The following is a 12,138-nucleotide window of genomic DNA, read 5'->3' on the forward strand; positions in this document are numbered from 1 at the left end:
CGGAGCAACGCTCTGTTTTCTCTGCAAAGAGCAGAGCTTGCAACCGATTTCAAGCATTGCAAAGGAGCCTTAGCTCCTCAGGGCTTAAGTGAAAGATTACTGATTTCGCTGAACCCTGAATGTCACTCGCCGCCTTATAAGCGAGAACATCTGCACTTTGATTATAATAATAAATTAAAAAACGAATGAACCAAACTCAGGATTCACCTTGTCTTTATCCGACAGTTTGATTTCATCAATTCCGTCAAGCGGCCATTCTATGCCGATTGCCGGGTCGTTCCACATAATTCCGCCTTCATCTCCGGGATGATAAAAATCGGTAACCTTGTAACAAAACTCTGCCGTATCGCTCAGCACCAAAAATCCGTGAGCAAAGCCTTCGGGAATATAAAACTGCTTTTTGTTTTCTTCCGTAAGTTCAATACCGAACCATTTGCCGAAAGTTTTGCTGTTTTTGCGTAAATCAACAGCCACGTCAAAAACAGAACCCTTGATTACACGAACGAGTTTTCCCTGTGGATATTTCTTTTGATAATGCAATCCGCGCAAAACGCCCTTTGTGCTCATACTCTGATTGTCCTGCACAAACACCATATCAAGTCCGTTTTCGTGCATATCGTTCTGATTATATGTCTCCATAAAATATCCCCTGCTGTCACCGTGAACCGCAGGTTCAATAACGCAAAGACCCTCAATATCAAGCTTTGTTACTTTGATTTGTCCCATAATTACCGCTCCAATTCCTTAATATATCTTTCGGTTGCATCCTGCCAAGTCGGAAGCTTTGCAAAACCGTTTTCGGTTAATTTATCCTTGCTCATTCTGCTGTTTGACGGGCGTTTTGCCTTTGCGGGATATGCGCTGCTGTCAACAGGTGAAACAACAATGTCTTTGTATGCCGAATCATACTTAGAAGCCTGTCTGAAAATTTCACAGGCAAAATCATACCAACTGCAAATTCCCTCGTTGGTTGCGTGATATCTGCCGTACTTGTCTGTTTCTGCCATATCCGCAAGCAGCTTTGCCAAATCATATGTATATGTAGGCGAACCTATCTGGTCATCAACAACCGTAAGTTTGTCGTGTGTTTTTCCGAGATTGAGCATAGTTTTAACAAAATTCTTGCCGTTGATTCCAAACACCCAAGAAATACGGACAATAAAGTACTTGTCAAGCCATCTCTCAACAGCAAGCTCACCCTCATATTTTGTCTGTCCGTAAACATTAAGAGGATTTCTTTCGTCATCAGGCTCCCACGGACGTGTTCCCTGACCGTCAAACACATAATCGGTCGAAATATATATCATCTTGCAGTCAATCATTTTGCACACTTTTGCAATATTCTCGGTTCCGACTGCATTTACAAGATGAACTTTTTCTCTGTTTTCTTCGTCCTCGGCAAGGTCAACTGCCGTCCAAGCAGCGCAATGCACAACAACATCGGGCTTTTCCTTTGTCAACACGCCCTCAACACTTGAATAGTCGGTAATGTCCATGTCTTCAATATCCACACCGACTACCGTATAATTTCTGTTATTCAGTTCTTTTACTACGTCATAACCAAGCTGTCCTTTAACGCCTGTAACTAATACTATCATTTTTCCTCCCGAAAAATTAACCTCAATAAATCTAACCCATACCTATTACAGAAGTAATAAAGAAAAGTATGGAATGATAAAATCAGCCGTATAAATCCTATACAATTTTCCGACTTTTATTCTAATACATTTTCTTTAATAAACTCCATTGTCGAATACATATGAATATTTATATTGATTGCCGTTGCGATAAATTGCCATTTCACTTCCGCCACATAAGCCTGTAACCAAGTAATCACAATGGCTGACAAGATTTATTGATGAAAAATACTCCAATATTTTCAAGAAGTCATCATTTTGTCTGCTGAAATGCACCTGTGATACCCTGTTTAAATCTGCGGAATCAAACAGTTCATTAAAATAATGCCTTTTATTTTCAATTATTTTATCGGGAAATTCTTTCTTAAAGCAATCAGCTATATTTTTATCTTCAGTTGCTAAATAAATGTACTCAACATTATATTTTTGCATTACTTCATGTAACTTGGAAAACACGTCCTTTAACGGCGGTTGCTTCGGATGTCCCTTGGGCTTGGTCTTAGTATAATCCGTGCTTCTGATTACACATCCTATTGCACTTTTATCTTCCAACAGCTGTTTATATTCTTCATCAAAATACTTTAAAACAGAATCATTGTACTTTACAAAAGATTTTAATATATATCCCCAAAAATTCGACTTGTCGGTATCCTTAACATCATACATTGACGGTTTTATCGATGAAGTTTTTAAAGGACATATCCGTGCCGACTTTGCGTCAAACTCCGTTGTACCCAAAGGCTGTTTAAAGAACATATCCCACAATCTTCCGTTATCGCTATAATAATCGGAATCATTAGGATAGACATCTACTATTGGTATATATCCGCAATCAAGAGACCAAATGATGTTTGATATCATATCTCTTACAAAGCAAAAATTAACAACCTGATACTTCCAAAGTCCCTCTTTTATCAGAATATATTTTTTGTTTTTTAGGGCTTTGTTTATGCAGCCTTCGGGGTTGCTGATTAACTTAGACTCCTTAAAAAATCTTTCATAATACACTGCGTCGGCAACATCAACTAACTGTGTATTTCTTAACGACGGATACATTTTTACAAATGAACCGTATGGAATCGTCTTAAGTACACGAGAAACAAAATTTCCTATTTTCAAAATTATTGCCTCCTTATTTATCTGTTGGCATACATTTTCTCATAGTAATTCTTATATTCGCCACTTATTATAGATTCCCACCAGTTACGATTGTCAAGATACCATTGTACAGTCTTCTTTATTCCGTCATCAAATTTAGTCTGAGGTAACCAACCGAGTTCATTGTGAATCTTGGTCGGGTCAATGGCATATCTTCTGTCGTGTCCCGGGCGGTCGGTAACAAACGTGATAAGGCTCTCAGGCTTTCCGAGCTGTTTTAAAATAGTTTTAACAACCTCAAGGTTTGTTTTTTCGTTGTGTCCGCCAACGTTATAAACTTCGCCGACCTTGCCTTTTCTTGCAACCAAGTCAATTGCCGCGCAATGGTCTTCAACATACAGCCAATCACGCACATTTTCACCCTTGCCGTAAACAGGCAGAGGCTTGTCTGCCAAAGCGTTTGCAATCATCAACGGAATCAGTTTCTCGGGGAAATGATACGGTCCGTAGTTATTGCTGCATCTTGTGATTGTAACCGGCAGCTTATACGTTCTGTAATACGCAAGCACCAACAAATCTGCGCTTGCCTTTGAAGCTGAGTAAGGACTTGAAGTGTGAATCGGTGTATCTTCATTAAAGAATAAATCAGGTCTGTCAAGAGGCAAATCACCGTATACCTCATCGGTAGAAACCTGGTGATACCTTGTAATTCCGTATTTTCTGCAAGCGTCCATAAGAACCTGGGTTCCCATAACGTTTGTCTTCAAAAAAATCTCGGGATCTTCAATTGAACGGTCAACATGGCTTTCTGCTGCAAAATTGATTACTATATCTGGCTTTTCCGATTCAAAAAGCTCATAAACAAATTTTCTGTCTGCAATGTCGCCCTTTACAAACTTGAATTTAGGATTTTTCATTGCTTCTTCAAGAGTTTCAAGGTTACCTGCATATGTAAGTTTATCAAGGCAAATGATTTCATCTTCGGGATGATTCTTCAATTCGTAATATACAAAATTTCCGCCGATAAATCCGGCTCCGCCTGTTACAATTATCTTCATAAAAAGCCCTCCTCAATATATTAGCTTATTGTCTGCAACTTTTCTCAAGTGTTTGCCGTAAGGGCTTTTTCCGTATTGTTGTGCACTTTCTAAAAGCTGTTTTTTTGTAATCCAACCGTTTTTATACGCAATCTCTTCGGGCGCAGAAATTTTGATTCCCTGCCGTTTTTCAATCATACGCACAAAATCAGCCGCGTCAACAAGGCTGTCCACCGTACCTGTATCAAGCCAAGCAAATCCGCGGCCTAAAAGCTGAACATCAAGTTTTTTATCCTGCAAATACATATCATTAAGCGTGGTAATTTCAAGTTCTCCTCTTTCAGACGGTCTTACCGATTCAGCCATCTTAGAAACACCCGACGGATAAAAATACAACCCTGTAACCGCATAATTTGATTTTGGTTCCTGCGGCTTTTCCTCAATCGAAACCACTTTTCCGTCCTCATCAAATTCTACTATTCCAAATCTCTCGGGATCGTTGACATAGTAGCCAAACACAGTTGCTCTGTTATTATTCTCCGCATTATGTACAGCTTCTCTCAGCGCCTTTGAAAAACCGTTGCCGTAAAAAATATTATCTCCCAGCACCATGGCACAGGCGTCGTCGCCAATAAACTCTTTTCCCAAAATAAAAGCCTGTGCAAGTCCGTCCGGAGAAGGCTGTACAACATAGCTCAGATTAAGTCCGAACTGTTCTCCATTGCCAAGCAAGCTCTTAAATCTTGGGGTGTCGCTCGGAGTTGATATTATTAAAATGTCCTTTATTCCGGCAAGCATAAGCGTAGAAAGCGGATAAAAAATCATCGGCTTATCATATACCGGCAAAAGTTGCTTTGAAGTCACCATTGTAAGCGGATAAAGTCTGGTACCGGCTCCGCCTGCTAAAATTATGCCTTTCATTTTTCTAACCCTCAAATATAAGATTTGTAAATCAGTAATTTAAATTATTCTCTCCGTTTTTGCCGGAGAGAATAATCGCCCAACCATTCCTAAATAAATTTTATAAACAATAATATCACACCAAGATATTATTCAACCGTTACAGACTTTGCAAGATTTCTTGGCTTATCCGGGTCGTTTCCTCTGTTAATGGCTGTATAATAAGCCAAAATTTGTAACGGAACCACCGCGGTTATCGGCATAAGAAGCTCCTCGGAATGAGGAATTTCAATTACATAATCCGCTACTCCGTCCTTTAAGCCCCTTGCACATGCATCTGTGCAAACAAGGATAATCTTTGCCCCTCTTGATTTAACCTCAACAATATTGCTGATTGTCTTTGGAATAACATCTGTCTGTGTTGCAACCGAAATAACGGGCATACCGTCCTCAATAAGGGAAATTGTGCCGTGCTTCAACTCACCTGCCGCATAACTTTCCGAATGGATATACGAAACTTCTTTTAATTTTAATGAGCCTTCCATTGAAAGTGCGTAGTCAAGACCTCTGCCTATATAAAGCAGGCTGTCTGCCGTAACAAGCTTTGTTGCAATATACTTGCACTTTTCTTCGCAATTATCAATAACGTACTGAACTGCTTCGGGCATCTTGGTGAGAGCCGAAACAAGTCGTCTGCACTCCGCCTCGCTTACACAGTCCTTGGCAAGAGCCAATTCAAACGCAAACAGATACACAACCGAAAGCTGAGTGATGTATGCCTTTGTTGAAGCAACAGCAATTTCGGGTCCTGCAAGAGTATATATGAGCATATCTGCTTCACGTGCAATGGAGCTGCCCTTTGCATTAACAATCGCAAGTGTTGTGGCACCCTTTTGCTTTGCAAGGCGCATAGCGGCAAGGCTGTCGGCGGTTTCACCCGACTGTGAAATTATTATTACAAGGTCGCCCTCCGAAACAATCGGATTTCTGTAACGATATTCGGAAGCAATATCAACCGTTACAGGTATACGAGCCAAGTCCTCAATTACATATTTGCCAACCATTCCTGTGTGCATTGCCGTTCCGCAGGCAACAATTGTGATATTCTTAAATTCTCTGAGCTTTTCAAGCGTGATTCCGCACTCCTCAAGACAAGGCAATCCGTTGCGGATACGCGGCATAATTGTTGTTTTTATAGCAGTCGGCTGCTCGTTGATTTCTTTAATCATAAAGTGGGGATAACCGCCCTTTTCGGCAGCTTCCATATCCCAATCGGCAGTTTTGAGCTCTTTTTCAATTGGCTGTAAGTGCTCGTCAACAAAACTTACGCCGTCGCTCGAAAGAGTTGCAATTTCGTCGTGGTCAAGCAGATAATAATCCCTTGTATATTGCAAAATTGCCGGAACGTCAGAAGCTATAAAGCTTTCTCCGTCAGCTACGCCTACGATAAGCGGACTTTCTCTGCGCACAGCAAAAACTTTATCAGGAAAATCCTTGAACATAATTCCAAGCGCAAACGAACCCTTAAGCTCGGCAAGAACGCTGTCAATAGTTTCAAGTGGGTTTCCGTTGTATTTATAATCAAGAAGCTGAGCCACAACCTCAGTATCTGTTTCGCTTAGAAATGTTCTTCCCTGAGCAACAAGAAACTCCTTAAGCTCTATGTAATTCTCAATAATACCATTGTGAACAATGGTTACTCTTGCACCGCTGTGCGGATGAGAATTAACATCCGACGGCTCGCCGTGTGTAGCCCATCTTGTATGACCTATACCGACGTGACCTTCGGGTTTACCGACCTTTTTCAGCTTATCTTCAAGGTCTTTAAGCCTTCCCTGCGTCTTAACGGTTTTAATTTCATTGTTTTCAAAAACAGCTATTCCGGCTGAATCATAGCCTCTGTATTCAAGCTTTGTAAGTGCGCTTACAAGTACATCGCTGCAATCTCTTGGACCTACATATCCAACTATACCACACATAATTTTGCTCCTTTTCAGTTCAAATACGCCTAATTAGTTTTATGATTGAAAGTCGGTACCAAATCACTCAACAGTTCAACGGTTCTTTCGCTGTCATTAGCCTGTGAAGCCTCGCGTAGTGCTCCGAGCTTATTAAGCATTTCATCAGAATTTATGTTAATTTGGTTACCAATATATATTTTATTGTTTGCGGTTGATTTTAGACCTTCTTCGTCCATAAGAAGTTCCTCAAAAAGTTTTTCCCCGGGACGAAGTCCTGTAAACACAATCGGAACATCCTTGTACGGAACCTTGCCGTACATTCTGATAAGATTTTCGGCAAGAGTTGTGATTTTTACAGGTGCCCCCATATCAAGCACAAAAATCTCGCCGCCCTTTGCCATTGCTCCCGCCTCAAGCACAAGAGACACTGCCTCGGGAATAGTCATAAAATATCTTATTATATCCGGGTGAGTAACAGTTACGGGAGAACCGCTCTCAATTTGTCTTCTAAACAACGGAATAACCGAACCGTTTGAGCCAAGCACGTTGCCAAAACGTGTTGTAACAAATTCGGTATGGGTGCTTGTCTGGGCTTTATACTGAATAATCATCTCACAAGCCCTCTTTGTGGCTCCCATAACATTTGTCGGGTTAACAGCCTTGTCCGTGGAAATCATAACGAACTTGTCAACCTTATAAAATTCAGCAAGAGTCGCAACATTAAATGTTCCGAAAATGTTGTTTTTTACAGCTTCTTCGGGAACTGTTTCCATAAGCGGAACGTGCTTATGCGCCGCAGCGTGAAACACTATTTGCGGACGATATTTCTTGAATATAGCATCCATTTTATCATAGTCTCTAACAGATGAAATCAACGTTACAAGATTGAGCTTTGAGCCGTATTCAAGCACAAGCTCCTGCTGTATATCATACGCATTGTTTTCGTATATATCTACTATGACTATCTGTTTAGGTTCGTATTTTGCAATCTGTCTTACAAGTTCGCTGCCGATAGAACCGCCGCCGCCCGTTACCATACAGACTTTGCCGGTTACAAATTTGCGAATACCCTCTTTATCAAACTCAATCGGCTTTCTTCCGAGCAGGTCTTCAATTTTTATTTCCTTAGCCTGAGTAATAAGTTTTGTATTTTTATCATCAAAAAGCAACTCGCTGAGATAAGGTATTACCTTAATTTTACATTCTGTTGCCGAACAATAGTCAAGTATTTTACGCTTTGCTTCACCTTCGCAAGACGGCAAAGCAACAATAATATTATCAACTTGATAATCTGCACATATTTTCGGAATCTCCGGGCAGGTTCCTACGACCTCTACCCCATTTATCTTATTGCGAAGTTTTGTTAAATCATCGTCAACCAAACAGACCGGCAATATATTGCCGATTGGATTATTCGGGTCATGTTCGGCATTCTGAATTTCCGTAAGAATCATTCTTCCCGCTCTGCCGGCACCGACAATAAGGGTTCGCTCATATTTTTCGGTTCTTCCTGCCTCGGTAAGGTCCAAAAAAGCTCTCTTAAATATAAAGCGAAATGCAAGGACGCCAAATGTTGCAAACAGAAAATATAAAAAATCAAAAATTCTTCTCGGGGCATTTCCGGAAGCATATAACAATAAATACGCTATTGCAAAGCCAATAAGCATTGCAATACCGCAAGTCACATAGTCCTTTATGTTAAAGTATCGCCAAAACCTTGAATAAGAACCACAAATAAACATGGCCAGAATACAGGTTATAAGATTAACCGTAATATACAGCAACAAACCTCTGCTTGCTTCTGAGCCGATTACTCCGATAAGTGAAAGGATATAATTAAGTACAATACCACTGACTACTATAATAAAAATATCCGCAAGGGCAAGAACAATCTTGCGATAATTAAATTTTCTCATTATCCTTTTCTCTTTTCATTTTCTAAGCTAAAAAATAAAATACAGTCTCTAAAAAATATACGTATACATTCTAATGTAATTATATCTTATTTACGGTTATATGTCAAACAAGAGTATCTCTGCAATTTATCTGTATTATATAAAAATCACATACAATCCGCATATTAGTCGATATTTATTTTTGCTGTGCTAAAAAATCACTAAATCATCTATCCATGTATTAATACTTTGAACCTAAATGTTTGCCTATAAAAGCAACTAAACAATTTTAACAAAAGCAACTCAGCACTTTGTAAAATTGTTTATATTACTAAAAAGCCCAATACAGACAGTTTTGCAATACTGCAAAATAGCAATATATAACTATCAGATATTGTTTTTATTGGATTTTAACATTTTCTGTTTTATAAAATTCATAATAGGCGTGCAGACTTTATTTATCAAAACGGCAAGCGGCACCGAAACCGCAATCAGCACTACATACCCAAGGAAATTATTGTTAATACCGAAATACGAAATCATTTTAATAGGTACTTGATGCACCAAGTAAAGTTCAAGCGAAATGGTACCCAAATATTTCAAAACCTTGGAAGAGCCGTTTGTAACTGCGCAAAGGCAAATAAAGAACTGGGTGAATCCAAAAATATGTAAAATTTCAAACCACAGTCCTCCGCGCAAATAATACGGAGCATATGAAACAAAAACGAACAAAAATGAAGCAATTAACGTCAGCCACTTTTTCTTTCTTAAAATTGCAAACAATTTATCCTTATGCATTGCAATTGACATACCAAGCGGGAACATATAACAGCTTTCAAACCAATAGTTTTCAACTTTTGCAAATATGCAAATTGCCATATATACAAAACATGAGCAATAAAGAGCAATAACAAGTTTTCTGTTATCCTTAAACAATAACGCAAATACAAAGAAAAGAATATAAAGACCGAGCTGAACTTTCAAATACCAATTAATAGTATTTGGTAATGATAAAATCAAAGCACCCAAAATGTTTTGCCCTGTAATTTGTTCGCCCATCAAAACATCTGCGATGCAGACAAGTATAAAAGTTATAAAAAACGGAATATACAAACGAATTAACCTGTTAGGTATATAATTTTTTAAATAATTCGGTTTGTTCAACTTGGATATCATAATTGCATATCCGGATAACAAGAGAAAAATCGCAACTCCCAAAAATCCGACATTGGAAATTTGGGAAATAACTCCGCCTAATTTAGCCGAACCCAGTTCGGTATAATAATGAGCATACATTATTAGGACAATTGCAATTCCTCTAAGCCAGTTTGTTTGATCCTTTGAAAAAAAGTTGTTGCTGCTATTAACAGTAGAACAATTTTTTCGTACCCCTAGAACAGAAAAAACCAGAAGTATCAGCAACGAAGCCCCAATAATAAGGTATGCATTCGTAAAAGCACCCGCTAAACTCATATCAAATTCCACCCAAAATCAATTTGATTCACTCTTAATATACTCGATAAAATCTCTGACTGCGCCATTGCCTCCGTCTTTTGAAGAAACAAAACTGCAAATTTTCTTTACTTCATCAACAGCGTCGGCAGGGCAAGCCCTTACCCCACAAATCATCATAGGTGGGATATCAAGAATATCATCACCCATATACGCAGCCTCGGAATATATTCCGCTGCCGTCAGGCTTGCAGCCGTATTCTGTCATAACCTCAATCATTTTTCCTGTCTTATCCCTTATTCCCTGATAACAGCGAGTAATATTGAGTTCTTCACATCTGTTCTGAAGTATCTTTGAACTTCTTGCAGTGATTATTACTGGAATAATTTCAAGAGTAGGCAGAATATCTTTTATGCCGCAGCCATCTTTAATATCAAATGCCTTAAAAAGTTCGCCACTGTCCGACATATATATCTTACCGTCCGTCAGCGTGCCGTCCACATCAAGGAACAGGAATTTCACTTTATTCATTGTTATCACCTATTATATCGGCAAACCTTGAATCGGTAATGAACTTTATTTTGCAGTTGCTCTTTCTCAGTTCAATGTAGTCTGTCAGCATCTCACGGATTTCTTTATTAAGCAGAATACTTTTTTCTGTGTCCCTTACATTGGAAAGTTCAAGCTCTTCAACAGCATAGTTAGGCTTTGCAATATCATAACCGTCAAAACCGGCAATTGCAATACTGTTGACATCAAGCTTGTCCAAAAGTCTCAACAAGAGTATTGTTGAGTTGTCAAGGCACTCCCAACCGCACTTTACCAAGTCCACAAATGAAACAACAAGTTCGTTCGGCTCCGGTTTATTTGTTATATTAGATGTAATAATCTTTTTAACGCTGTCAAATTTCCTGTCGCTCTTCCAATACTGATAACGCTTAACATTGCTAAAGTACATATAATCTGAGGCTACCGCATCATACATAAAGTTCACAGTAATGACAATTGCATTATTCTTATTTTTATACTCAATTATTCTGTCAACCTCGGCAGTTGCGGTTTTGCCCGGGGCAATAACCAATATATTTCTGTTGCCAAGTTCACTTTTTAACCTTGCAACAACCTCAGAATCATCTATATCGGAATTTATATAATTCATATATGTACTGTCAAGCAAGTCATAATTATACCTTTTTCTTGGCTGCGCACCGATTTTATTGAGAATATATCTTATATCCTTATATCTGATGCTGCTTTTGTTCTTAAGGTATGCAATATTATTAACATGAGCACTGTAAGTACCGGCAATGAAATAGTTTGTATCATAACCCCATGCACACTTTGAACGGATATTGTCCATATATCCGTCAATCACGTCAAGAATTGCGTCCATATCATAGTTATAATTATATTTTGTAACCATATACTGCGCTATAAGCTCAAGCGGAGTGTTTCCGGCACCCCTGCCCATTCCCGAAAGCGTTGCGTCAACAACTACTTTGCGCTTTCCAAAAGACATTCTGACAAATTCCTGCGACAGTGCGCTTGACATCTGCATATTGTTGTGAGAATGGAAGCCGATTTTACACGAGCCTATTAAATTATGGTCTATAAGGCTGAATACACGCTGCAAATCATCAATGTACATAGAACCAAAGGTATCTACAATTGACAGGCAATACGGCTCCAATGTGTTTATCATATTTATAAACTCAATTAATTCACTGTCCGAGTAACCCAAAATATCAACAGGCTGTACAAACAGCTTATAACCTTTTGCCTTTATCGACTTACAAAAGTCAATTACGTCATACCTTTCTTTTTTGAAAAAGCAAGCTCTGACTGCGTCAAAAGATTTACCTGTATAGTCGTCCAAATTATCAATAGAATATCTGCTATAATCGGCGAGTACGGTAAATAAAGTATCTTTTTTATCATTCGGAACATATTCTTCGGCGTCTTTTGAGTTTTTGTAAACGGTCTTGCCTTCTCCAAATCCTTCATTCTGCAAAAAACCTATTTCAATCAAATCAACACCGGAATCCATCAAGCCTGCTATTATGCCGTTTATTGCATTCCTTCCGAATTTTTTATCAATCAAATATGCTCCGTCACGAAGCGTGCAGTCAAGCAACATTGCATGATTCATAAATTAGCC

General features: G+C 38.9%; 10 protein-coding genes. All 10 read right to left on the reverse strand.

Features of this window, described 5'->3' with window-relative positions; genetic code table 11:
* Positions 1-174: 174 nt before the first annotated feature.
* The 10 genes from rfbC to BLP46_RS04385 all read right to left on the reverse strand — a co-directional run bounded on the left by rfbC (position 175) and on the right by BLP46_RS04385 (position 12,129).
* A complete protein-coding gene (gene rfbC / locus BLP46_RS04340; protein WP_092976183.1) occupies positions 175-726 on the reverse strand; it encodes a dTDP-4-dehydrorhamnose 3,5-epimerase in 552 nt (183 codons plus the stop codon).
* 2 nt (positions 727-728) lie between these two features.
* Positions 729-1,598 carry a dTDP-4-dehydrorhamnose reductase gene (gene rfbD, locus BLP46_RS04345; RefSeq protein ID WP_092976186.1) on the reverse strand — a complete coding sequence of 290 codons (870 nt, stop codon included), beginning with the start codon at positions 1,596-1,598 and terminating at the stop codon, positions 729-731.
* A gap of 135 nt (positions 1,599-1,733) precedes the next feature.
* The gene (locus BLP46_RS04350) at positions 1,734-2,756 is read right to left on the reverse strand and encodes a hypothetical protein (protein ID WP_092976189.1); all 1,023 of its coding nucleotides are present in this window, start codon (positions 2,754-2,756) and stop codon (positions 1,734-1,736) included.
* Positions 2,757-2,773: 17 nt separating this feature from the next.
* Complete coding sequence (rfbB, locus tag BLP46_RS04355) at positions 2,774-3,793, reverse strand: dTDP-glucose 4,6-dehydratase (RefSeq protein WP_092976192.1); 1,020 nt, start codon at positions 3,791-3,793, stop codon at positions 2,774-2,776.
* A 12-nt stretch (positions 3,794-3,805) separates the two neighbouring features.
* Positions 3,806-4,693: a glucose-1-phosphate thymidylyltransferase RfbA gene (gene rfbA / locus BLP46_RS04360; protein WP_092976195.1), complete on the reverse strand. Its 888-nt coding sequence runs from the start codon at positions 4,691-4,693 to the stop codon at positions 3,806-3,808.
* Positions 4,694-4,821: 128 nt separating this feature from the next.
* On the reverse strand, positions 4,822-6,651 hold the full coding sequence (gene glmS / locus BLP46_RS04365) for a glutamine--fructose-6-phosphate transaminase (isomerizing) (RefSeq protein ID WP_092976198.1): 1,830 nt from the start codon (positions 6,649-6,651) through the stop codon (positions 4,822-4,824).
* A gap of 29 nt (positions 6,652-6,680) precedes the next feature.
* Positions 6,681-8,549, reverse strand: a complete 1,869-nt coding sequence (locus BLP46_RS04370; RefSeq protein ID WP_092976201.1) for a polysaccharide biosynthesis protein — start codon at positions 8,547-8,549, stop codon at positions 6,681-6,683.
* Positions 8,550-8,915: 366 nt separating this feature from the next.
* Entirely contained in the window at positions 8,916-10,001 is a 1,086-nt protein-coding gene (locus tag BLP46_RS04375; protein ID WP_092976204.1) for an acyltransferase family protein, read from the reverse strand.
* 18 nt (positions 10,002-10,019) lie between these two features.
* Positions 10,020-10,511 carry a KdsC family phosphatase gene (locus tag BLP46_RS04380; protein WP_092976207.1) on the reverse strand — a complete coding sequence of 164 codons (492 nt, stop codon included), beginning with the start codon at positions 10,509-10,511 and terminating at the stop codon, positions 10,020-10,022.
* The gene (locus tag BLP46_RS04385) at positions 10,504-12,129 is read right to left on the reverse strand and encodes an aldolase catalytic domain-containing protein (protein ID WP_092976210.1); all 1,626 of its coding nucleotides are present in this window, start codon (positions 12,127-12,129) and stop codon (positions 10,504-10,506) included. Before BLP46_RS04385 ends, BLP46_RS04380 begins: the two co-directional genes overlap by 8 nt.
* Positions 12,130-12,138: the final 9 nt, after the last annotated feature.

Origin of the sequence: Ruminococcus sp. YE282 (genome assembly GCA_900101355.1) — a bacterium.
Taxonomy (GTDB): domain Bacteria; phylum Bacillota; class Clostridia; order Oscillospirales; family Acutalibacteraceae; genus Ruminococcoides; species Ruminococcoides bromii_A.

What these genes read in the sequence shown, in the direction of transcription:
- rfbC (WP_092976183.1), bottom strand. Translation starts at nt 726, where the DNA reads ATGGGACAAATCAAAGTAACAAAGCTTGATATTGAGGGTCTTTGCGTT.
- rfbD (WP_092976186.1), bottom strand. Translation starts at nt 1,598, where the DNA reads ATGATAGTATTAGTTACAGGCGTTAAAGGACAGCTTGGTTATGACGTA.
- rfbB (WP_092976192.1), bottom strand. Translation starts at nt 3,793, where the DNA reads ATGAAGATAATTGTAACAGGCGGAGCCGGATTTATCGGCGGAAATTTT.
- rfbA (WP_092976195.1), bottom strand. Translation starts at nt 4,693, where the DNA reads ATGAAAGGCATAATTTTAGCAGGCGGAGCCGGTACCAGACTTTATCCG.
- glmS (WP_092976198.1), bottom strand. Translation starts at nt 6,651, where the DNA reads ATGTGTGGTATAGTTGGATATGTAGGTCCAAGAGATTGCAGCGATGTA.
- BLP46_RS04370 (WP_092976201.1), bottom strand. Translation starts at nt 8,549, where the DNA reads ATGAGAAAATTTAATTATCGCAAGATTGTTCTTGCCCTTGCGGATATT.
- BLP46_RS04375 (WP_092976204.1), bottom strand. Translation starts at nt 10,001, where the DNA reads ATGAGTTTAGCGGGTGCTTTTACGAATGCATACCTTATTATTGGGGCT.
- BLP46_RS04380 (WP_092976207.1), bottom strand. Translation starts at nt 10,511, where the DNA reads ATGAATAAAGTGAAATTCCTGTTCCTTGATGTGGACGGCACGCTGACG.
- BLP46_RS04385 (WP_092976210.1), bottom strand. Translation starts at nt 12,129, where the DNA reads ATGAATCATGCAATGTTGCTTGACTGCACGCTTCGTGACGGAGCATAT.